Source organism: Synechococcus sp. A10-1-5-1, assembly GCF_023115425.1.
In the GTDB taxonomy this organism is placed as follows: domain Bacteria; phylum Cyanobacteriota; class Cyanobacteriia; order PCC-6307; family Cyanobiaceae; genus Vulcanococcus.
Genome location: NZ_CP096032.1, coordinates 1,255,687 through 1,276,438, shown reverse-complemented (window position 1 = coordinate 1,276,438; position 20,752 = coordinate 1,255,687). Strand labels below are relative to the sequence as shown.

Annotated in this window: 25 protein-coding genes and 2 tRNA genes; 12 read left to right on the top strand and 15 right to left on the bottom strand. The window is 64.2% G+C overall.

Going from position 1 to position 20,752, the window contains the following annotated elements; all coding sequences use genetic code 11:
* The first annotated feature begins 14 nt into the window (after positions 1-14).
* The gene (locus MY494_RS07005; protein WP_247909527.1) at positions 15-443 is read left to right on the top strand and encodes an NIL domain-containing protein; all 429 of its coding nucleotides are present in this window, start codon (positions 15-17) and stop codon (positions 441-443) included.
* Entirely contained in the window at positions 443-970 is a 528-nt protein-coding gene (locus tag MY494_RS07000; RefSeq protein ID WP_247909526.1) for a hypothetical protein, read from the top strand. Before MY494_RS07005 ends, MY494_RS07000 begins: the two co-directional genes overlap by 1 nt.
* A 9-nt stretch (positions 971-979) precedes the next feature.
* On the opposite strand, the gene MY494_RS06995 is transcribed toward MY494_RS07000, so the two are convergent.
* Positions 980-2,995, bottom strand: a complete 2,016-nt coding sequence (locus MY494_RS06995) for a lytic transglycosylase domain-containing protein (protein WP_247909525.1) — start codon at positions 2,993-2,995, stop codon at positions 980-982.
* A gap of 97 nt (positions 2,996-3,092) precedes the next feature.
* Between MY494_RS06995 and glmM the strand changes: the two genes are divergently transcribed.
* A complete protein-coding gene (gene glmM, locus MY494_RS06990; protein ID WP_247909524.1) occupies positions 3,093-4,469 on the top strand; it encodes a phosphoglucosamine mutase in 1,377 nt (458 codons plus the stop codon).
* Here glmM and MY494_RS06985 read toward each other — a convergent pair.
* Genes MY494_RS06985 through MY494_RS06970 form a run of 4 tightly spaced genes read right to left on the bottom strand, consistent with a single transcriptional unit; the run spans position 4,448 to position 8,707 of the window.
* Complete coding sequence (locus MY494_RS06985) at positions 4,448-5,404, bottom strand: N-acetylglucosamine kinase (protein ID WP_247909523.1); 957 nt, start codon at positions 5,402-5,404, stop codon at positions 4,448-4,450. The genes glmM and MY494_RS06985 overlap by 22 nt on opposite strands.
* Positions 5,397-6,716, bottom strand: coding sequence for an IctB family putative bicarbonate transporter (locus tag MY494_RS06980; protein WP_247909522.1), 1,320 nt, complete (start codon positions 6,714-6,716; stop codon positions 5,397-5,399). The genes MY494_RS06985 and MY494_RS06980 overlap by 8 nt, the downstream gene beginning before the upstream one ends.
* Entirely contained in the window at positions 6,713-7,423 is a 711-nt protein-coding gene (gene trmB / locus MY494_RS06975; RefSeq protein WP_247911985.1) for a tRNA (guanosine(46)-N7)-methyltransferase TrmB, read from the bottom strand. The genes MY494_RS06980 and trmB overlap by 4 nt, the downstream gene beginning before the upstream one ends.
* Positions 7,424-7,432: 9 nt before the next feature.
* Positions 7,433-8,707 carry an FIST N-terminal domain-containing protein gene (locus MY494_RS06970; protein ID WP_247909521.1) on the bottom strand — a complete coding sequence of 425 codons (1,275 nt, stop codon included), beginning with the start codon at positions 8,705-8,707 and terminating at the stop codon, positions 7,433-7,435.
* Positions 8,708-8,777: 70 nt separating this feature from the next.
* Here MY494_RS06970 and MY494_RS06965 point away from each other — a divergent pair, with 70 nt between their 5' ends.
* The gene (locus MY494_RS06965) at positions 8,778-9,395 is read left to right on the top strand and encodes a DUF3177 family protein (RefSeq protein ID WP_247909520.1); all 618 of its coding nucleotides are present in this window, start codon (positions 8,778-8,780) and stop codon (positions 9,393-9,395) included.
* 9 nt (positions 9,396-9,404) lie between these two features.
* Positions 9,405-9,719, top strand: coding sequence for a hypothetical protein (locus MY494_RS06960; RefSeq protein WP_247909519.1), 315 nt, complete (start codon positions 9,405-9,407; stop codon positions 9,717-9,719).
* Here MY494_RS06960 and ileS read toward each other — a convergent pair.
* Together ileS and MY494_RS06950 are read right to left on the bottom strand one after the other, a co-directional pair.
* On the bottom strand, positions 9,716-12,580 hold the full coding sequence (gene ileS / locus MY494_RS06955) for an isoleucine--tRNA ligase (RefSeq protein WP_247911984.1): 2,865 nt from the start codon (positions 12,578-12,580) through the stop codon (positions 9,716-9,718). The two genes, MY494_RS06960 and ileS, sit on opposite strands and share 4 nt — an antisense overlap.
* Before the next feature lie 114 nt (positions 12,581-12,694).
* Positions 12,695-13,282, bottom strand: coding sequence for a Ycf66 family protein (locus MY494_RS06950; protein WP_247909518.1), 588 nt, complete (start codon positions 13,280-13,282; stop codon positions 12,695-12,697).
* A 51-nt stretch (positions 13,283-13,333) separates the two neighbouring features.
* Between MY494_RS06950 and MY494_RS06945 the strand changes: the two genes are divergently transcribed.
* Positions 13,334-13,415: transfer RNA gene (locus MY494_RS06945), tRNA-Leu, on the top strand.
* Between the two features lie 47 nt (positions 13,416-13,462).
* The gene (gene crtR / locus MY494_RS06940; RefSeq protein ID WP_247909517.1) at positions 13,463-14,488 is read left to right on the top strand and encodes a beta-carotene hydroxylase; all 1,026 of its coding nucleotides are present in this window, start codon (positions 13,463-13,465) and stop codon (positions 14,486-14,488) included.
* Between the two features lie 45 nt (positions 14,489-14,533).
* Here crtR and gatC read toward each other — a convergent pair whose 3' ends face one another.
* A complete protein-coding gene (gene gatC, locus MY494_RS06935) occupies positions 14,534-14,827 on the bottom strand; it encodes an Asp-tRNA(Asn)/Glu-tRNA(Gln) amidotransferase subunit GatC (RefSeq protein WP_247909516.1) in 294 nt (97 codons plus the stop codon).
* A gap of 9 nt (positions 14,828-14,836) precedes the next feature.
* A complete protein-coding gene (locus MY494_RS06930) occupies positions 14,837-15,613 on the bottom strand; it encodes a creatininase family protein (RefSeq protein ID WP_247909515.1) in 777 nt (258 codons plus the stop codon).
* A gap of 58 nt (positions 15,614-15,671) precedes the next feature.
* Here MY494_RS06930 and MY494_RS06925 point away from each other — a divergent pair, with 58 nt between their 5' ends.
* Complete coding sequence (locus MY494_RS06925; RefSeq protein WP_247909514.1) at positions 15,672-15,971, top strand: DUF6679 family protein; 300 nt, start codon at positions 15,672-15,674, stop codon at positions 15,969-15,971.
* Between the two features lie 6 nt (positions 15,972-15,977).
* Here the strand turns inward: MY494_RS06925 and MY494_RS06920 are convergent, their stop codons facing one another.
* A complete protein-coding gene (locus MY494_RS06920; RefSeq protein WP_185186311.1) occupies positions 15,978-16,115 on the bottom strand; it encodes a hypothetical protein in 138 nt (45 codons plus the stop codon).
* Between the two features lie 95 nt (positions 16,116-16,210).
* Between MY494_RS06920 and MY494_RS06915 the strand changes: the two genes are divergently transcribed.
* Both MY494_RS06915 and MY494_RS06910 read left to right on the top strand, forming a co-directional pair.
* Positions 16,211-16,837 carry a DNA-3-methyladenine glycosylase gene (locus MY494_RS06915; protein WP_247909513.1) on the top strand — a complete coding sequence of 209 codons (627 nt, stop codon included), beginning with the start codon at positions 16,211-16,213 and terminating at the stop codon, positions 16,835-16,837.
* A 26-nt stretch (positions 16,838-16,863) separates the two neighbouring features.
* Positions 16,864-17,865: an aspartate carbamoyltransferase catalytic subunit gene (locus MY494_RS06910; RefSeq protein ID WP_247909512.1), complete on the top strand. Its 1,002-nt coding sequence runs from the start codon at positions 16,864-16,866 to the stop codon at positions 17,863-17,865.
* Position 17,866: 1 nt separating this feature from the next.
* On the opposite strand, the gene MY494_RS06905 is transcribed toward MY494_RS06910, so the two are convergent.
* The 4 genes from MY494_RS06905 to MY494_RS06890 form a co-directional block, all read right to left on the bottom strand.
* Positions 17,867-18,109: a DUF565 domain-containing protein gene (locus MY494_RS06905; RefSeq protein WP_371820566.1), complete on the bottom strand. Its 243-nt coding sequence runs from the start codon at positions 18,107-18,109 to the stop codon at positions 17,867-17,869.
* A 193-nt stretch (positions 18,110-18,302) separates the two neighbouring features.
* Positions 18,303-18,503 carry a hypothetical protein gene (locus MY494_RS06900; RefSeq protein WP_010314552.1) on the bottom strand — a complete coding sequence of 67 codons (201 nt, stop codon included), beginning with the start codon at positions 18,501-18,503 and terminating at the stop codon, positions 18,303-18,305.
* Positions 18,504-18,606: 103 nt separating this feature from the next.
* The gene (locus MY494_RS06895; RefSeq protein ID WP_247909511.1) at positions 18,607-18,768 is read right to left on the bottom strand and encodes a PCP reductase family protein; all 162 of its coding nucleotides are present in this window, start codon (positions 18,766-18,768) and stop codon (positions 18,607-18,609) included.
* Between the two features lie 32 nt (positions 18,769-18,800).
* A tRNA-Ala gene (locus tag MY494_RS06890) sits at positions 18,801-18,873 on the bottom strand.
* 55 nt (positions 18,874-18,928) lie between these two features.
* On the opposite strand from MY494_RS06890, the gene MY494_RS06885 reads away from it, so the two are divergent.
* Together MY494_RS06885 and coaBC are read left to right on the top strand one after the other, a co-directional pair.
* Positions 18,929-19,144: a DUF2555 domain-containing protein gene (locus tag MY494_RS06885; RefSeq protein ID WP_247909510.1), complete on the top strand. Its 216-nt coding sequence runs from the start codon at positions 18,929-18,931 to the stop codon at positions 19,142-19,144.
* Positions 19,134-20,387: a bifunctional phosphopantothenoylcysteine decarboxylase/phosphopantothenate--cysteine ligase CoaBC gene (gene coaBC, locus MY494_RS06880; protein WP_247909509.1), complete on the top strand. Its 1,254-nt coding sequence runs from the start codon at positions 19,134-19,136 to the stop codon at positions 20,385-20,387. The genes MY494_RS06885 and coaBC overlap by 11 nt, the downstream gene beginning before the upstream one ends.
* Here coaBC and MY494_RS06875 read toward each other — a convergent pair.
* Entirely contained in the window at positions 20,370-20,708 is a 339-nt protein-coding gene (locus MY494_RS06875; RefSeq protein ID WP_247909508.1) for a hypothetical protein, read from the bottom strand. The genes coaBC and MY494_RS06875 overlap by 18 nt on opposite strands.
* Positions 20,709-20,752 lie beyond the last annotated feature (44 nt).

The following is a 20,752-nucleotide window of genomic DNA, read 5'->3' as shown; positions in this document are numbered from 1 at the left end:
GCTGAGTTGCGCCCTTGAAACGCCGCATCACCCTTCACTTTCCGCGGGAGGCGGTGCATCAGCCGATTACCTATCGCCTGGCGGTTGAATTTGATATCGCCGCCAAAATCCTTCGGGCTCAGATCGCGCCCAACCAGAGCGGGACGATGGTGGTGGAGCTCTCGGGCGACATCGACGATCTGGATGCGGCCGAGCAGTGGTTGGAGGGGCAGGGTCTGGGCCTGAACCGGGCCTCCGGTGAGATTGCGATTGATCCGCAGCGTTGCGTGGACTGCGGGATTTGCACCAGCGTCTGCCCAAGTGGAGCCCTGAGTTGCACCGCCCCCAGTTGGCGGCTGACGTTCAACGCGCAGCGCTGTCTGGTCTGCGAGCAATGCATCCCCTCATGTCCGTTTGAAGCCATCGCCCTGGTGTTGGATCAAGCTGTGACCGCTGACCAGTGATGCGCCCGTTCATGCGCCCTGTGACTGCTGTTCTTGGCCTGTTGGTCCTGCCGCTGCGGGCACCGATGTTGTTGGTGCTGTTTGCTGTCAGCGCTTTCATGGGCCTGCATTGGGCCGATGTGGCTCCGCAGTTGGTCGACCAGGCCAGCACCCCCTTGCAGATGGAGTTCGCGGGCCCCTGGTTCTGGCCCCTGCAGTGCATGCAGGCCCTTCTGGTGGTGGTGCTTTGCACCATGCCCGATCTGCTTCTGCGGGAGCTCTCGCAGCTGATGGCCGCCAGTAAGGCCCTGACCTTGGTGGTCACCCTTCTGGTGGTGATCACTGGGGGCCTGTATCTGCTGCACCTGGCGGTGCTCTCTGAAGTGCTGGTGTTGGCCTCTGCTGTCTTGCTCGCCCGGCTGGATCTCACGCGGCTGAGGATTGCCCCGGCTCCCTTGCTCAGCGCGTTTGTGCTGTGCGGTTGGGTCCTGTCCGGGATCCTGGTGGGTCGCTCCCTCTATGCCCATCTGGGCTTCGTTTTCGGTTAATCGCTGAGGTCAGCGGCAAAGGTCTTCTGCCCGCTGGCCAAGCTGCCGGTAGCTCCAGTAATTCCCCAGCACTTTTTTGGTGTACAGCCGGGTTTCGGGATAGGGGATGGCTTCAGTCCAGAGCTCAGGTTCGCGCTGCAGATCGAAGCCTTCACGTTTGAGCCATCCGCCGACGGCACCGGGGCCGGCGTTGTAGCTGGCGATCGCTTGGAAAAGATTCCCCGCGGCGCCCCTGAGGAGTTGCTTGAGGTAGGCCGCTCCTAGGGCTCCGTTGCGTTCGGGGTCGCTGAGGGCCTCATGGTCCAAGGATTCTCCTGCCAGTTCGCTGGCGGTGGCCGGCATCAGTTGCAGCAGCCCACTGGCTCCGGCCCCTGAGCGCACGGTTGGGCTGAAGCGCGATTCCTGTTTTGCGACTGCCAGCAAGAGAGCCAGATCGACAGCGTTGGCTTGGCTGGCAGCATTCAGCTCCGCTGAGAAGCGCCTCGGGTGGAGCTGGCGCTCACGCTCCAGTTGTCCCCTGCAGCCGATCTGGGGGAGGCGGAAGCTGGCGCGCTCGAGTTGTCCCAGGCCCGTCCAGTCATCCCCGATCGCCGTGCGCAGGCGACCTTCGATCAGGAACTCCTCTGGATGGAGGGGGGGCTTTCCCCCTTGCTTGGTGCGCCAGCTTTCCCAAGCCTCTAGCGCTTGGCCCCGCTGCCAGAGGGCATCGATGCGTGGATCACCACTGGCCAGGGGTTGCCAGAACTGAAGCGCCTCTGCGCTGTGCTCGCTGTTGCTGGTCTCACCCAGACGTTCTTTGGCCCGCCAGCTGTAGTAGCCCAGCGGCTGGCTGCGTTGGGTTCGCCGCCAGAACTGCTCGGCGCTCGCCTGGTCCCCCTGTTGCTGGGCACTCCAGCCTTGCCAGAACAATTGGCGCGCCGCCAGGGGGGCTGGCAGGGTTGCGCTGTCCAGTTGGCTGAGCCAGCGGCTGGCTTGGCTCCAGTCACGCTGCAGTAGCGCCTGGCGGGCCTCGCTCCACTGCAGCTCCCAGCTGGCGGGATCGTTGGGCCAGCGGCTCAGCACCGCGGCTGGGTCAACTTGCCCGGCTTCGGCGAGACGTGCCTGCACCGGGGCGCTGTCCTGGAGCGACGGCGGCAGTTGCTGGAGCTGTTCAACCGCTCTGGGAGCAGGGGACTGCGCCAACAGGCGCGCTGCTTCGAATCCCTCCGGGCCCTCGCGGTTGGCAAGGCGCACCAGTAACTCTTCGGCCTGCGTTTGTTGCGCGCGGCTCCCACGCAGCAGGATTTGGGCGAGTCGAAGCTGCAGTTCAGCGGTGGGGGCCGTCTCCCCCAGGCAGTTCAGGGCCTGCTGGCCGCGCCCCAGTTGCACGAGACCCGCGGCCAGCAGCTGTTTGTCTTCAGCGCTGAGCGCGGCCTGTTGCTCTTCGCAGGTTTGGAGCAGGAGCGTTTCAGCGCCGGGCCAGCGGGCTCCCCAACGAGCCAGATGCAGCGCATCGCCTGCTTCCAGCGCTGCCGCCAGGGCTGCTGGGTGGGGGGCAAAGCGCTTCAGCAGGGTGCGCCGCAGCTTGGGTTGCCTCCGGCCCAGGGCATACAGGGCATCAGCACTGGCGGGCTCCTGCGGGAAGCGGCGCAGCAATTCCCCCCAGAGCACCTGGGCTTCCTGGGGGCGTCCGCTGGCTTGGGCAGCCTGGGCCGCGCGCTTGAGGCTGATGGCGGCCAGTACCCGATTGCCTCCGTGATTGCCCCAGCCCTGGCCCTGGAGCCAATACCGGCGCTCTTCGGGCGTGCTCTTGGGCTGGGCACTCAGCAGGAGTGCCGCATCACGTCTCCGGTCTGGATCCAGGCTTTGCCTTCGGTTGCGTGCCAGCTCGGCCGCGCTGTTGTTGGGGGTTAGGGGAGGAGCCAGTTGCACCAGCCACTGACGTCCGGCTGCCAGGGCAATGCCTGTTCCAAGGCAGCAGAGACCAATCAGCGCGGTGCCAAGAAGGCTTTGGCGTTGTTCAGCGGAGAGGGGGCGCTGGGCCAAAGCGGTGCAATCACTGCGCGCATTCTTGGTGAGATGGGCTCCGCCTGCATGCCAAACACGACCTAGCCTGCCGCCAGCGTTGATGCAGTGGCTCGTCATGTCTCCGCTTGGGGCGCCATTCCCTTCTGGTACGGCGAGTTTTGGAACCGACGGCATCCGCGGCCGCGTCGGTCAGGTGATTACTCCGGCCCTGGCGCTCCAGGTTGGCTACTGGTGCGGCCTGGTTTTGCCCGACGGTGGTCCCATCGTGCTGGGGATGGACTCCCGCAGCAGTGGCCCGATGTTGGTGGCCGCCCTGGCCGCGGGTCTGACCGCGGCTGGCCGAGATGTGCTGGATATCGGTCTGTGTCCAACCCCTGCTGTTCCTGGGGCCATCCGTCAGCTCGGTGCCAGTGGCGGTCTGATGGTTTCGGCCAGCCACAACCCCCCCCATGACAACGGCATCAAAGTCTTTGGGGCCTGCGGTGCCAAGTTGGCCAAGCAACAGCAGGTCCAGATCGAAGCGGGCTTGCATGGCAGCGGCAATGTCCTGAGCGGTTTCCGTGCCAACGGACGGCTCGAGCAGCGACCGGATTTGCTGAACGACTACCGCCAGCGCCTGCTCGAGAGCGTGGGTTCAGCCCGGCTCGATGGCGCCAAGGTGGTCCTCGATCTCTGCTGGGGTTCGGCGACGAGCTGCGGTGAAAGCGTCTTTCGTGAGTTGGGCGCCGATGTCACGGTGCTCCACGGCCAGCCCGATGGGACGCGGATTAACCAGGGCTGCGGCAGCACCCATCTCGCGGCCCTCCAGGCAAAGGTGATCGCGCAAGGTGCGGCCATGGGCTTTGCCTTCGATGGCGATGCCGATCGGATGCTCGCGGTCGATGGCCGCGGCCGGGTCGTCGATGGTGATCAGATCCTCTACCTCTGGGGCCAGGCCCTGATGGCTGAGGGCGCTCTGCCCGAGAACCGGATTGTCGCGACGGTGATGAGCAATCTGGGGTTTGAGCGCGCCTGGCAAGCCCAAGGCGGCGTGCTTGAGCGCACCGCGGTCGGCGATCAATATGTGCATGCCGCCATGGAGGAGCTCGGGGCGTCTTTAGGCGGTGAACAGTCCGGTCACATCCTTTCGGCCCGCCACGGCATGAGCGGTGATGGACTGCTGACGGCGTTGCAGGTGGCGAGCTTGATCCAGGCCCAGGGGGGCTCCCTGAGTGATTGGCTCGATGGCAGCTTCCAGCCCTATCCACAGAAATTGGTGAATGTCACCGTCCCAGATCGCAGCAAGCGCACCGGATGGGAGAACTGCCTGCCCCTGCTGAAGGAGGTTCAGGCCGCCGAAGCAGCGATGGCCGGCAGCGGGCGCGTGTTGGTGCGGGCCAGTGGCACCGAGCCGTTGCTGCGGGTGATGGTGGAGGCGGCTCAGCAGGCGGATGTCGACCATTGGAGTCGCCATCTCGCGGAACTCGCCGATCAGCACCTCAACGCTGCCTGAACGGCGAGCCGTAGGGCTCCATCACAGGCATCGCCCTTGGGTCCCACCAAGGTTGCGCCTGGGCAGCGTTGCGCGAGGTCCGCGGCAAAGGCCTCACGCAGCGTCTTCAGGTGCGTAAGCGCACCGCCGCTGCAACACACCCGTGGAGCTTGCAGTTCCAGCGTGGAGGCGATGGTGCTGACCATCTGGCTGAGGGCAAGTGCTGAGCGCTCGATGATCACGCGGGCATGGGGATCGCCGCTGCTGGCACTCGCGTCCACGACCGGAGCGAGCCGGGCAAAGCCTGCGGCACCAAATCCTTCGGCGATGACCGCGGCCTTCAGCTCCTGGGCAGTGCTGACTCCCAGGGCTTGCCAGAGCTGGTCTTTCAGCGCGGTTTCGCTCAGCCGGCCATCGGCCATTTGGACGCTGATCGCTAATCCGTCGCGGCCAAGATCCATTGCTGAGCCCGCTCCATCCAGAAGCCAGCCCCAGCCGCCGCTGCGATGCCAGCGTCCTGAGCCGTTTTGGCCGAGGGCGATGCAGCCGGTGCCACTGATCACCAGAACGCCCGGATCGTTGTCCAGGGCACCAATGAGGGCGGTGTGTTCATCGCCGCTGACCGCAACAGAGGCCTTGGGCAGGTGGAGAGCATCGGCCGCCAAGGCTTCCCCTTGGCTCTGGATTGCGCTGCCCCGCTCAATGCCGCTGGCGCCCACACCGGCGGCGAAGGGCTGATCGTCAGGCAGTCCGGCTTGCTGGAGTGCATCGCGAAGGCTCTGCTGCAGGGCCTCCCGGAAACAGGCTTCGCCGCCTGGGGCGGCCAGATGGCGAACTCCCGGTCCATATCCCTGGCCGATGGGGTTCAGCTCTCCATTGCTCTTGAGCCAAGCCAGCTTGCAGCTGGTGTGGGTTTGTCCAGCGTCAAAGCCAGCCAGCAGGGGACCTTCAGCCATCACTGCTGCTGGCGTTTTGGCTGGCGCTCAATGTGGCCAGGCAGAACCAGCCTGTGAGTTGGACTTCCGGCCGGAAGAAGATCGTGTCGGTCGCGCCTTGAACGCAGAGCCCAGCAATGGCGGCAATGGCGGCGAGGGCAGGCAGAGCCCAAATCGACTCACCTTTGAGTTGGCTAAGACCAGCCCGCATGCTGGCGAAGAGCAAGCCCAACGCGGCGAGCAGATTGGGGATACCCCCTTCAACCAGCAGCTCGAGCGGCACGGAGTAGGCGCTCAGGGCATTGAACTTGGGCTGTTGATAGAGGGGGTAGATCAGGTTGAAGGCGCTGTTGCCGGGCCCGATCCCAAGCCAAGGCCGCTCCTGGATCATCTCGATGGCCGCGAGCCAGACGTTGATGCGGAAGTTGTTGGAGCTATCCCCGCGGCCGGCCGCCAGGCTCATGACTCGGATCCGCAGGGGCTCGATTTGGGTGACGGCGACCACAAGCACGCCGACCGCCGCCGCGATCAGCAGCAGCGGGAAGAGGCGGCGCCAAAGGGGCGGCCAGTGGCGCGTCTGCCGCAACACCAGCAGCAGGACCGTGGCCCCAAGGGCTCCCAACATCCCAAGCCAGCCACCCCGGCTGTAGCTGAGGAAGAGGGCACTGCTGCCGAGCATCAGGGCACTGGCGGCAAACAGGCGTTGCGGCCAAGAACGCCAGCGCAACAGAGCAATCAAGGCAATGGGCAGGATCGGGATCAGGTATCCCGCCAGCAGATTTGGGTTCTCCAGTGGTCCGTAGACCCGGATCGTTCCATCGGCGACGGAGTTGGGATCCGCCCAGCGGGCCAGCTCACTGGTGTCGCCGTAGAGCTGCCGAATGGCGAGGACGCTGCTGAGCAGTTCACCTCCCAACAGGGCCGCCACCAGCCGATCCCACCACCGGGGTGCCTGCTCAAGCAGTTGCCGCATTAGGGCGTAGACCCCCAGGTAGCTGATCAGCTTCAGCAGGCCTTTGAACGCGGCAGGGGTGACCGGCGAGAACCCGGTCGCCAAAACGGCGATGCCCAGCATCAGCAGGAGCCAACCGCTGATGCGGCCAATGCGACCGGCGGGGAGAACGAGCGACCACATCAGCCAAAGCAACCCCGAGGAGAGGATCAACAGGCTCAGGCCCGCCCGCGTGACAAAGGGCATCGCCGCCATCAGCATGCAGAGCACGATTCCGGCGACCAGGCTGAGCCTTGATCCGAGGGGCCCCTCGCTGGCACTGCCCAACGTCCCCTGCCATCGCAACAGCCAGGGGGTGGATGGCGCCGATCCTGCGCTCATGCCGAGGGGTGGGTTGATGTCTCGGGATTATCGGCGGCTTCCAGCCGTTGCTCCAGTGCTTCCAGGCTGGGTAACGGCGTTTCGTTGCGTTCGTAGAGCACCCGATACACCGGCAGGTCTTGGCCGAGGACGTAGGTCTCCCGTTCGGTTGGCACCGGTAGGGGGTTGCCTTCGCGCCAGGGTTTGGCGTCGTCCGCCGGTCGCTTGAAGCAACCGCTGGCTTCGGTGACGGCGACCATGGGTTCGATGACGTCCAGGATGTCGCTCTGCAGAAAGAGGCGCTTGCCCGGTTGCAGGGCCGCGGCGATCGCAAGCAGCAGTGCCGGTTGCAGCACCCGGCGCTTGTGGTGCCTCTTTTTGAACCAGGGATCGGGGAATTGGATGGAGACCAGATCCAATTGACCGGGTGCCAAGGCCTGCAGCCAGGCGCTGGTGCTGATGTTGGCGTTGCAGAACAGATAGTGCAGGTTGCCCAGGCCGAGCTGTTGACGGTCGGCTTCCGCGGCGGTGACCATGGGACGCCGGATCTCAATTCCGAGGTGGTTGACCTGGGGCTGCTGCTGGGCGAGCTCTAGGAGAAAGCGCCCCCGGGCGCAGCCGATGTCGAGATGCACCGGTAGGCCGGGATCGGCGAAGAGCTCCTGCGGTGGGGGCAGCTCCAGCGGCAACTGGAAGAAGCGGCTCAGCGGGTTGACGTGTTGGCGCACCATCGGAAATCAGGGGGTGTTCGGCACCAGAAAGCCCCAGCTGGCGGTGTAGCCATGCAAGTGGGTCGCACCAGCGACGGGGCCGATTTCGCCATTGCAGAAGGCACCGCTGATGGGCACGGCCGGGAACTGTTGCCGGCACCCTTCCACATCCCCATTGGGGCTGCCGTACAGGCCTTCGCCACGGCCAAGGCAGGCAAACAGAAGTGCCGCCAGCGGGTCGGCGTTGCGGGTTTGCTGCCGCCCAAGCAGTTGCTGTTGTTCTTGCCGTGAGGTCTCGGCGTCACGCAGTTGAAACTGCACCTGTTGCCCGACCCGCAGCCGCTCGGCCACCGCGACTGATCCGGTGCGGGGGTCGACGCCAAGCAGGTTGCGCACCAGAACCGCGGGTCCAGGAGCAGGGGATCCATCGCTGGGTAGCTGGAAGTTGGTTTTCGCGACTCCAAGAAACAGTGAGTGGCGTACCAGCTCCTTCTCCTCTGGAGAGAGGCCCTGAAGGATTGTCTGCAGGCAGGCCACGGGGGTGTCTGCGTCTCCGTCATGACTCAGGCGCAGCAGCACATTGCGCTCAGCCTGCTCAATCTCAAAGACCGGACCGATCGGCTTGCAGCCCTGGGCGACCACCGGATCAATGCGCCAGGCCCCTTTGATCAGGCAGCCGATGGCGCCGTCCACCACCCTGTCCCCGAGCAACAGGGAGCCATGTTGGGCGTTGTGTTGCGCGGCGATGCCCCCGATCTTCTGGGCTTCGGGATAGGCGAAGTCCAAGCCGCTGATGACGTCGTTGATCGCCGTGCAGGTCGGATCAATGAACAGGAGCATGGAATGCCCGCCGTCTGGGACGACTCCCGCCCAGTCGATCCAGCTCTGCCGTGACCCATCGAGATCGGGCAAGGCATCGCTTTTGAGCATGAAGAGCTCGATCTCTGTCTCGGGCAGAGAGAGCAACGTGACGCTGATGGCGGGCTCGTTTTCGAGCTCTTGGGCCGAGCCCTCGGTGTTGGTGCCGACGACCCCGCCGCCACAGCAGCCCAGCCAGTGCTTCGCGCCAATCGCTTGCTGCAGCAGCGGCATGAACCGCTGGAGGTCGGTGGCGTAGGCGCTGGAGCAAAACACCAGCCCAAGGTCAGCCTGGCTGCGCTGACCGGCTTGTTTGAGCTGTTGAGCCAGATCGGCGATGGCGGTTTCCAGGGCTGGCTCACGGCTCAGCGCCGTCGTGCACTGCGCCTGCTGCGGCGCTGTTCGCCAGGGCAAAAATGGGGAGAGGCGAGCGGTCCAGGCCATCGGCGGACCTTACAGCCGCTTCCTTTCGCGGCAGGGCTGCAGATAATGGCCGTTGACTGCGTGTTGCTGCGTGCCAGATCTGCTGCTCTATCGCACCCTCGTCTGGCTGGATTACCGCCTGGCTGCGGTCTTCGCCCTGGGGTTGCCCCTGGTGCTGCTGATCTGGTCGGCCTTGAAGCGCGAGCAAGCGTTAACCCGCTTGATGGGCATCTATTGGAAGGTGGCCAGCCTGCTGCTGATCACCGTGCTGCTGCTGACCGACAACCGACCCCTGGGCTACTTGCTGGCGGTTTTGTCTCAGCTGCTGGTGGTCATCAGCGTCTGGTTCTGGGTGGATCTCAATGAGGAGTTGGCGGACTTGCCGCCCTGGCGCCCCTTACCGTTCGTGGTGCGCGCCTGGCGCTGGGGGCTGAGTGTGTTCGGCCTTCTGGGCGCTGCCTTGAGTGCCGTGGCCTTGAACTGTGTCGGCGGTGGATTGACCAGGCCGATCTGCCAGGTGTGGCTTGAGGCCCCCGATGACTTGCATGGCGGTGTGGCCGGCTTCTTTGATTTCGTCTTTGGCGGGAGTTGGACCGCTGCAATTGCTGCCTTTGTTGGGTACGTGTCCCTGGTCGCCTACTGCGTCGGCCTGCTGCAGTGGCTGATTGTCCGCTTGCCCAAGCAGGGCAGGGTGGCCGGTGGTTTCTAGGGCACGGCCATGGCGTTGAACGTTGCTGAGCTGCTGCTGCAGTTGGAGGAGATCAGCCGAAGTCGTCCTGATCGGGTCCTGCGTCTGCGGGGTTCCTTACCGGTTGCTGATGGTTTGGAGCCCTTTGAGTTGCTGATCTTTCGGGGCTTCTCCAGCAGCGTCTCCCACCCCACGGGTTTTGATCCCGATCAGCCACTGCTGCCTGAAGCGGCCAGGATCGAGCAGGCCGAGCTCTTGCAGGGCCCGCTCAACCCCCAGGCTGAGCAGTGCCTCTCCAGTGCTTCAGGGGCTCAGGCCTTCCTCGAGCTAGCCGCCTGGCTTTAAGTCAGAACCCCGACGCAGCGGCCGCAGAGGGTTGGATGTGCGGCGTGCTCGCCAATGTCGCTTTCGTAGTGCCAGCAGCGCTCACACTTGTGACCGTCCGCTTTGCTGATCTGAACGGTGATTCCGTTTTCACTCGCTTCGGCCAGCACGGCGTCGGGGCTTGAGCCGCCGATCTGAAGGGCCGAGACCAGGAGCCAATCCGCCAGGTTGTCGACCTCCGGATGGGCGCTTTCGCTCAACCAGTGGAGGGCGGCTTGGGTTGCTGCGCTTCCCTCGCCCAAGTTGAGTTGAACCTGCGCTTCCAGGGAGGCCCCGAGCTTGGCTGCGCTGCGGCAGCTTTCCAGTTGCCGATTGACCAGGGCCCGCAGTTCCAGGATCTGGTTCATCGGTTGCTCAAGGACGCTCTGACGCCACGGCTCTGGAGCCGTGGGCCAGCCCCGCTCGAACACCGAGGTCTCCGCGACGGAGTAGGGCAAGTTCTGCCAGATGTCCTCGGCCATGTGGCATAGGACTGGCGCGATCAGGCCGGCGAGCCGTTCCACAACGAGCGCCAACACCGTTTGGCAGCTGCGGCGGCGGAAGTCGTCGGCACCGCTGACATAGAGGCGGTCCTTGGCGATGTCGAGGTAGACGTTGGAGAGGTCCACCACGCAGAAGTTCTGCAGGGCCTGGAAGAAGCGATAGAACTCAAATCGCTCGAAATCACCGCTGACGCTGTCAATCAAGGAGGCGGTGCGCTGCAGCATCCACTGATCCAGAAGCGGCAGTTCTTCGTAGGGAACGGCGTCTTGGCTGGGATCAAAGTCGTGGAGGTTGCCCAGCAGGTAGCGCGCGGTGTTGCGCACCTTGCGGTAGACGTCCGCCAGCTGTTTGACGATCCCAGGCCCCAAGGGGACATCGGCGGAGTAGTCGACCGAGCTCACCCAGAGGCGCAGCACATCGGCGCCGTAGGGCGGTTCCTGCTTCTGGTTCTTGCCGCCCGAGACCAGCACCGCTGGATCGACGACGTTCCCCAGCGATTTGCTCATCTTCCGGCCCTTCTCATCGAGGGTGAAGCCGTGGGTGAGCACCCGCTTGTAAGGGGCGTGTCCGTTGACCGCTACGGAGGTGAGCAGGCTGCTTTGGAACCAGCCCCGGTGTTGATCGCTGCCCTCGAGGTACAGATCGGCGGGGTAGTGCAATTGGGGCGCCCGGCTGCTGGTGCCCTCGATTCCACCGAGCACGCCGGCCCAGGAGGAGCCGGAGTCAAACCAGACATCCATCGTGTCGGTGCCCTTGCGCCATTGGCTGGCTTCGGCGGCATAGGCCTCAGGCAGCAGTCCCGCTTCGTCGCGCTCCCACCAGACATCGGCGCCTTGCTCAGCGATCAGGCCTTGGATGTGGCTGAGGGTGGCTTCATTGAGCAGCACCTCGCCGGTTTCACGGTGATAGAAGACGGGAATCGGCACACCCCAGGTGCGCTGACGGCTGATGCACCAGTCCCCCCGCTCGCTGACCATCGCTTCGATGCGGTTGCGGCCGCTGGCGGGTAGCCACTCCACCTGGGCGATGGCATCGAGGGCGGCCTGACGGAAACCCTCCACGGAGGCGAACCACTGCTCCGTGGCCCGGAAGATGGTCGGTTTTTTGGTGCGCCAGTCGTAGGGGTAGCGGTGCTCGTAGCGCTCCTGCTTCAGCAGCAGGCCGGTCTCTTCAAGGGCGCTGATGATCGTGGGGTTGGCATCCTTCAGCACGTTCGTGCCGGCGAAAGGCCCGGCCTCGGCCGTCAGGTTTCCGGCTTCATCGACCGGGCAGAGCACGGGGAGTTTGTACTTGCGCCCGGTGTTGAAGTCATCGACGCCATGGCCCGGTGCGGTGTGGACCAGGCCGGTGCCTGCTTCGGTGGTGATGTAGTCCCCGCCGATCACGACCGGACTGGTGCGCTCCAGCAGTGGATGGCGGTATTGCAGGCCTTCAAGGGCACTCCCTTTGACACTGACCAGGGGGTTGAGGGTCAGGCCCAGGCTGGTTTCGAGGCTTTCGCGCAGTTCTGCGGCGACCACCAGGTGGCTGGCGGCAGGGGCGGGGTTGTCACCCTGGGCCTCGAGGGCGCAGATGGCGTAGTCGAGCCGTTCATTAACGGATACCGCCAGGTTGGCGGGCAGCGTCCAGGGGGTCGTGGTCCAGATGGCCACTGCCAGACCGCCTTGGGCCGTCGCTTGATCGGGGCCCAGACCCGCTTGCTCGAGGGTGATCGCCAGGCCGCTGGGGAGCTCGACCGCGGGGAAGGCCGCAAACACGCTGGGTGAGCTGTGGCCGTCGGGATATTCGAGTTCAGCTTCCGCGAGGGCCGTGCGGGAGCTGGGGCTCCAATGGACTGGCTTGAGGCCCCGGTAGATGTGGCCGGCTAGCACCATGGCGCCGAACACTCCGATCTGGGCGGCCTCGTAGTCCTTCTGCAGGGTCAGGTAGGGCTGTTCCCAGTCCGCCCAGATGCCCCAGCGGCGGAAGCCGGCCTTTTGGCCTTCCACCTGCTCGAGCGCGTAGGTGTGGGCTTTCTTGCGCAGGCTGACGGGGGTGAGCTCAGCCCGCTCGCTGCTCTTGAGCCCCTGCAGCACCTTGAGCTCAATCGGCAGACCGTGGCAGTCCCATCCGGGGATAAAGCGAGCCCGTTTGCCCTGCAGCAGGGCGGTCTTATTAATGATGTCCTTAAGGATCTTGTTCAGCGCGTGCCCAACGTGCAGGGCGCCGTTGGCGTAGGGCGGCCCGTCGTGGAGCGTGAAACAGGGTCCCGTGTTCTCTTCGCTGAGACGTTCGTAGAGCCTCCGCTCAGCCCAAAAGGCCTGGATCTCAGGCTCGCGCACCTGTGAATTCGCCCGCATGTTGAAGGGCGTTTTCAGCAGGTTCAGGGTGTCCTTGTAGGAGATCTGCCCGGCGTTGGCGGAGGACTCGGAAGCAGTGCTGGCGGTCACAGCGCTTGGGGCAGCAAGGGTCGATTATCCCGCTTGGGGGCTGGATGCCTCGATCAGCGCGTCCACCTCCTCGAAGGAGCTCACCAAGGTGGGTGCAACAGCTGCTTTCACTGCAGGTTCGCTTTCGCTTTCGTCGTTTGCCTCAACAGTGGTTTCGCTGGGTCCTTTGGCTTCGCTCTGGGCTTCAGCGCGAACCCAGCGTTTGCTGGTCTTGCCCGGTTTGGGGCCACCTTTCAACGTGCTCAGCAGGGAGCCGCCGGTTGAGCTCAACACCGAAGCGGCCTGGGAGCTGCTGCTGAACAGCTCGCTCAGGCTGGTTTGCCAGCGCTCCAGGGACGCGATGCGCTGTTGCTCCTCGGGGCTGAGCATGCGCCAGCGGCTTTGAAGCACCTCGCTGCCCAGGCGAGCGATCAGTAGGCCTCCGCAGAGCACGGCCAGCATCGGAGAGCCAGTGAGCCGGTCTGCACTAGTGACCAGGGTCAGGCCCAGCAGGAGCACCACAGCTCCCCATGCGGCATCGCGAGGGCGGCTCAGCTCTGTTGCGAGCAGCGGCAGCAGCATCACCGTCAGGCCCACCAGCAGGGCAAGGGATCCGCCAAGGGTGGCCAGCATTGGAATTGAGGCGTTGACCCCATATTGGGCCGCTCTCTACAGTCGTGCCCTGCCCACCTGGCGGAATTGGTAGACGCGCTGGTTTTAGGTACCAGTGGCTTCGGTCGTGGGGGTTCAAGTCCCCCGGTGGGCATCCGTTCGAGACGTCAGCTTTTCTAAGCTGCTCCTTATTCAGTTGGAATGACGCAAACCTTGGCCCCAGCTGAGTCGAGAGAGCTTGGACGCCAAGAGGTGCGTGCGTCGGTGAGTGCTGTGCCGAGGCAATACCTCGATCCCCCGGCTCCCTGGAACCCGACGGTGGGATTGTTCCTCGGCGGCTATGTCCTCGCGGCTCTAAGCATTGCGGGCTGGTTCCTCTGGGGCTGGCCGCTGCCGGTCCTGCTGGCCACGGGTTTTCTGGCTTTGCATCTGGAGGGCACGGTCATCCATGACGCCTGCCACAACGCGGCGCATCCCAGCCGTTTCTGGAATGCCTTTATGGGGCATGGAGCGGCGTTGCTGTTGGGCTTCAGCTTCCCGGTCTTCACCCGCGTGCACCTGCAGCATCACGCCCATGTGAACGATCCGAAGAACGATCCCGATCACATTGTCAGCACCTTCGGTCCGCTCTGGCTGATTGCACCTCGATTTTTCTATCACGAGTACTTCTTCTTCCAGCGCAAGCTTTGGCGCGGACATGAACTTCTTGAATGGGGACTAGGGAGGGGCATCTTCTTCGCGATTGTGCTGGCTGGGATCAAATACGGCTTCATTGATTTCATCTTTAATGTCTGGTTTGCTCCAGCCCTGATGGTTGGGGTGACCCTTGGGTTGTTCTTCGATTACCTGCCGCACCGCCCCTTCTCTTCAAGGAATCGTTGGCACAACGCGAGGGTCTATCCCGGGCGTCTGATGAACTGGCTGATCATGGGCCAGAACTATCACCTGGTTCATCACCTTTGGCCGTCGATTCCCTGGTTTGAATACCGCCCCGCGTATCACGCAACCAAGCCAATCCTTGATGCCAAGGGTTCTCCTCAGCGCCTCGGATTGTTCGAGACCAAGGGTGATTTAACCAATTTCATTTACGACATCGTCCTGGGGGTGCGCAGCCACCGCCGCCGCCGCAGCAAACTCCGTCCGATCGCTGGCCTGCTGCCCTCGTTCAGGGCCCGCCGCCATGTGGTCGCTCTCCTGCACCGTACGGCGGTTTCGCCCCGCCGCTGAGGAACTGGTTCTCCAGATCGAGCGCTGCCGTCAGCTTGAGCTTGGTCAGTCCGCCAGGATTTTGGGAACGCGGAAGAAGTCGCCTTCCCGTAGGGGCGCCTCATCCAGCAACTGCTCGCGCACCTCGGTCGGCACCACGGTGTCTTCGCGGGTCACATTGACCACTTCAACGGCGCGGGTGGTGGCGGGAACGCCATCGGTATCGACTGCTTGCAGCTGGTCGACGTAGTCGAGGATCCGCTCGAGTTGACCGGTGTAGGTCGCGATTTTCTCTTCGGGCAGTTCCAGGCGAGCCAGCTTGGCCACCTTGCGGACGTCGTCGGCGCTGATGTTGCTCATGGGGTGAACCTAGCTGGCCGACTCGCTCAAAAAGCGCTCCAGATCAGTGACCAGCCCCGTCGCGGCCACATCCAAAAAGCGGCGACCGTCTTCGGCGGTGGCCAAGGAGGGATGGGATCCCATGCGGCCATCCGGGTGGCGGCGGCGGAAGTCCTCGGGGCTGTGAATTGGCCCGGCCGGGGCTGGGTCGGGCAGGGGTTGCTGCTTGCTCTCCAGGCTGGGCTCCAGTGCCAGGGTGATGGCGATTTCACTGGGGGTGGCGTGGTGTCCTTCCTTGTCCCCGTAGAGCTCCCTGGCCAGGCCCATGGCTTCTGAGGTCATGAACCAGTTGGCGAGCTTGCAGCGCAGCCGCCCGGCATTCGGAAGGCCGCGGGCCGCGGCAGTGCCGTAGGCCTGGGCGAAGGCGGCTTTGCAGGTGGCGATGTTCCCGCCGTGGCCATTGATCACATAGATCCGCTCAAAACCATGGCGGGCCAAGGACAGGATCAGGTCGTGCAGGACCGCCAGCAGGGTGGAGGGCTGCAGACTCATGGTCCCCGCAAACCCCAGATGGTGCTCTGCCATGCCGAAGGCCTGGGCGGGGGTCACCAGCACCCCCAGGCGCCGACCGACTTCAAGGGCCACCGCTTCAGCGGTCAGGGCATCGGTGCCGATGGCCCCGGTGGGTCCGTGCTGCTCGGTAGACCCCAGGGGAATGATCACTCCCTTGTTCTGCTGGAGATAGGCCTCCACTTCCGGCCAGCTCCGCAGCTGCAGTCGGATGTCTTCGGTGCAGTGAGCAACCACGGAGCTGCGGCGTGAGATTGGTTCAGTATCCCTAGGATTAGGTATCCGGCGGCGGCCCATGCTTCAGCGACGCCTTTACCGCTATCAGTGCGAGAAACGGCCCATCTGGGTGTTCTTGCGCGACCAGCAGCGCTGGATCGAAGAGGCACTGGTCGTTGAGCTTGAAGGCGACCTCGTGACCCTTCGCTACGACGCTGAAGACGACGACGAACTCCACAGCTGGGAGGAAACCGTCCGCCTTGATTCCATTGGAGCGGTCAGCACCCGCCTGGCGTACTTCAGTCGCTCCGCGTTGCCGGACGATCTCGAGACCACCTCGGACTGTCCTCAGTCGGAGCGGCTCTCCAGTGAGACCTAGGCGGCTCTAGTGGGCGGTGCCGTTGCCGTCGTACTTGTCGGTGTCGTAGTAGCCGCCCTTGGTCCCGAAGAACAAAGTGGCCAGCACGAAAAGACCGCTGCCGCCAATCAGGACCGTGGCAAGGGTGAAGCCGTCGGAATGCATCGCAGTGGCGGAGCCGATGGATTGATTCTGGCGTCCGCGGCTGGGGCTTGCAGCGGCGGCTCGGTTAACTGTGATCTGCAGGTCGCGCGGATCTGATGGAGAAGCACCTCCCAGCCCTGCCCCTCGCCTTCTTCGCCCGCCCCGCAGAGGTTGTTGCCCCTGCGCTGATTGGCTGCCGGTTGGTGAAACGCCAAACAGACGGCAGCCTGCTCTGGGGTGTGGTGGTGGAAACGGAGGCGTATTCCCAGGACGACCCCGCCTGCCACGGCTACCGCCGCCGCTCCCCCAGCAACGAAACGCTCTTTGGTGAGCCAGGGCGTTTTTACGTCTATGTGAGCTATGGCATTCACCACTGCGTCAACGTGGTGACCCACAGGGCCGAATGGGCTAACGGCGTTCTGCTCAGGGCCCTGGTCATGCCGGGCGAGCCGGAGCGGATTGCAGCGGGTCCAGCCCTGCTTGCGCGCCGTTTTGGCCTCGACCGCGGCCATGACCGCTGCCCGAGCCACCCGGAGCAGGGGCTTTGGCTCGCCCCACGGCACGCCGCGTTTCCAGCGGATGACCTGGTTCAAACCAGCCGCATCGGCATCAGCCAGGGCCAGGACACCCCTTGGCGCTGGTACCTGCGCAGCAGCCGCAGCATTAGTCGCCGCGCCAAGGGGGACCGCACCCCTGCGGTCGCTGAAGCCTGGGACGTGGCCTCTTGTCCCTCGGGCTTCTAGCCTGCAGTTGACGACTGCCGCAGACCTTGAGCGACTGGACCCACCGCCATGTGCTGGATCTGGCGGCCTTCTCGCTTGAGGATTACACCACTGTTTTAGAGCTGGCCCAGCGGTTTCGGGCTATGCCCACCAGTGGTGCCCGCAAGTTGCCGGCCCTGCAGGGCAAGCTCGTCACCACCCTCTTTTTTGAGCCCAGCACCCGCACTCGCAGCAGCTTTGAGCTGGCGGCCAAGCGGTTGTCGGCGGATGTTCAGAGCTTCTCTCCCTCCTCCAGTTCCCTGAGCAAAGGCGAGAGCCTTCTCGACACGGTGCGCACCTACGTGGCCATGGGCGCCGACTTGCTGGTCGTCCGCCACCGCTGCACGGGGATTCCGGCGTCCTTGGCCAACGACCTCGACCTCGGCGGCGAGCGCGTCGCGGTCCTCAATGGGGGGGATGGCTTGCACAGCCACCCGAGCCAAGGCCTGCTGGACCTGTTTTCCCTGGCGCGTCAGTTCAACCCTGAGAGCCCAACCCCAGAAGCGCTGCGGGGCCGGCGGATCGTGATTGTTGGCGACATCCTCCACTCCCGCGTGGCCCGCTCCAATCTCTGGGCCCTGACCGGGTGCGGCGCCGATGTGGTCCTTTGCGCTTCAGCCACCCTGCTGCCGCAGGCCTTCGAGAGTTTTGTTGAAGCCCCACCGCCGGGGCAGGCCAGTGATCCTGTGGCCAAGCGCGGCCGCATCAGCATCGAGCGCAATCTCGATCAGGCCTTGGTCGGAGCCGATGCCGTGATGACCCTGCGCCTGCAGAAGGAGCGGATGAACCAAAATCTGCTCACCAGCTTGGAGAGCTACCACCGGCGTTTCGGTCTCACCCATGAGCGCCTTCCAGGCAAGATCCCGGTGCTTCATCCCGGCCCGGTGAACCGTGGGGTCGAGATGAGCGGAGCACTGCTCGATGACCCGTCCCTCTGCTTGGTGGAGGAGCAGGTCACCAACGGCATTCCGATTCGGATGGCTCTGCTCTATCTCTTGGCGGCCAGTTAGCTCAGAGCAGCTTGAAGCCCTCCAGCAGAAGGCCATAGCAAAAACCCATCCGGCTCATATCCAGCAGTTGCAACCCCAGGCGATTGCTGGTGTTTCGCAGCAGTGGGCCCCGCAGACGAATGGCCGCTTCGATGGCCAAGACGCAGAGCAGGGCGGCTGGGGGGTCGAGAAACGAACGCGCGCCCGTGAGAGTCGCGATGGCGTTTCCCAGGAAAAAGGTGCTCAGCAGCACGATCAGCAGCACCGAGAGCCGCCGCCAGGGGTTGCTCGCCCAGCGCTCCAGGCGCGGCCAGGCGCCACCAAGGTTGCGCTGCAGCCTTGTGCGTTGGGGTGGGGGCAGCAGGGTCAGGGGAGGCGCCTTCAGCAGGTTGGTTGAGGTTTACCGCAGGGGCATTAAAAAAGCCCGGGTTTCCCCGGGCTGAGCAGATCAGCTGATTTCAGCTATCGGCGTCTTTGGCTTTGCGGCTGCCCTTACCTTCCAGCAATTCCAGCAGCGCTTCCATCTGGGCCATCACCCCACGCACCTCGCCTGCTTCAGGGAGCAGACCGTCTTCCATGACGCCTTGATGCATCTCGCGCAGTTCTTGGCGGATGTAACGCAGGTGGCTCACCACTTGCTCGCGCTTCGACTGCGACATGAGCGGGAAAGGTCTCGAAAGCTAAACCCTTTTACCCCATCGCCCTTTAGCAGAGACCGGGCCGCAGCCAGCACGCAAAACCCCACAAGGGTTCAAGGGCGGCTTACTTCTGGCCGAATTTGGCCTTGGCGTCGTCGAAAAAGGCTTCGTCGATCAGATCTAAGCCGGCCTCAGTGGCCATTGCTTCGATGCGCTTGCGTACGGCGGGACGCACAAAAAAAGGGATCTCCTTGAGTTTGACCTCTGCTTCTGGTTTCCAGTTCATGGCCAGATCCGTGCAGGGATTTCAAGGGTGGATGGAGAATAGGGGACTCGAACCCCTGACCTCTGCGGTGCGATCGCAGCGCTCTACCAGCTGAGCTAATTCCCCCCAAAGACCAGGAAGGATCCTTGTCCTGGCCAGAACTTATCAGTCCTCAATGGCCATGACCGATTCCGCCTCCATTACCCCTGAGTTGATCGCTGCGCAGACCGAGGCCTCGATGGAGGAATTGGGGCGTCGTCTGGATGACGATGACTACTCCACCCCCTTTGCGGCGTTGAACGATTGGCACCTGCTGCGGGCGATTGCCATTCACCGTCCGGAGCTGGCGCGTCCCTACGTGCATTTGGTCGATCAAGAACCTTTTGATGAGGACTGAGCCCCTGGCCGATCCCCTCAAGGGACGTCGTGTGCTGGTGGGGATCAGCGGCAGCATTGCTGCGGTCAAGCTCCCACTGGTGGTCAGTGCTCTGGCGAAGCGCGGAGCAGAGGTGCGTTGCGTCTTGACCCCCAGCGCCGCGCAGCTGGTCAGTCCGGTGGCGCTTGCGAGCCTGAGTCGTCAGCGCTGCTACCTCGACGCGGACCAGTGGAGCCACACCGCCGCTCGCCCACTGCATGTGGAACTGGCGGAGTGGGCAGAGCTGGTGCTGTTGGCTCCGCTCTCGGCCACCAGCCTGGGGCGTTGGGTCTATGGGCTCGGGGACACCCTCTTGGCATCAGTGTTGCTGGCCACCGAAGCTCCGGTGTTGGCGGCTGCGGCCATGAACACCGCCATGTGGAGTTCCCCTGGGGTTCTCCGCAATTGGCAAACCCTTCAGCATTTCGAGCGGGTGTTGCCTTTGGGGCCCGCTGAAGGTCTGCTGGCCTGTGACCGGGAAGGGGCCGGGCGCATGGCCGAGCCCGCGTCGTTACTGCTCGCGCTGGAGTCCCTCGCGACCTGGGGGTGGCAGCGCGATTGGACAGGACGCCGCCTGCTGGTGAGCGCTGGGCCGACGCGGGAGTGGTTGGATCCAGCCCGCTGCGTGAGTAATCCCAGTACCGGGCGCATGGGGGTCTTACTCGCTCAGGCTGCGCGTCTACGCGGCGCTGAGGTGGATTTGGTGCATGGGCCCCTCCAGGTCGAGCCGGCCTGGCTTGAGGGTGTGCACTGCCATCCGATTGAGACCGGAGCCGAGCTTCAGGAGTGTCTTGAGGAGCTCCAGCCCCAGGCCAGTGCCATTGCCATGTCCGCGGCAGTCGCTGACCACCGTCCCAAGCAGCGCTTCAGTCACAAGCCCGATAAGCAGGCCCTCGCGCTCGCGATGGAGGCGGGCTGGGAGCCTGTGCCCGATCTCCTGCGTGCTCTGGTGGATCGTCGCCCCGCAGGCCAGGTGATCCTGGGTTTCGCAGCCCACACCGGTGATGTGTTCCCGCAGGCGCAAGCCAAGCTGGCGCGCAAAGGTTGTGATTTGCTCTTTGCCAACCCGATTGATGCGCCAGGGGCCGGTTTTGGCAGCCTCTCCAACGAGGGTTGGATCCTCGGCCCCGGTGCGGCAGTCGAGCGTGTTGAGCTGGCCAGCAAGCTCGCCCTGGCCCATCGGCTGCTCAGTGCACTGGCTGCCTCTTCAGGCGGCCAGGGCTGAGTCGTCGTCGTTCTGCAGCAGGTCCATGAAGGTCCTCAGCTGAAGCCTGGGGATGTAGGGCCAGCCGCCGCTCTTCTCCATGCCTTTCAACAAATTGAAGAGCTCTCCGCGATCGGACGGGAGGCTTGAGCGGAAGGCGCCGTCCTGGATCGTCCGATGCAGTTCCTCCAGGCGACGGAGCAGCAGCAGCAGGGCCTGGGCTTCTCCATCAACCTCGGCGGCCAGCTCCTCCAGGCTCTCCAGCTCTGAACTCAGCCGGGCCTCCCAGTCGCCTCGGACCAAGCTGTCGTCGATCTGGGAGGTGGTGCTGGCGTCGCTCATACAGGGATTAATTCAGCCGCTCTCGCATACAGGTTGTTGAGAGC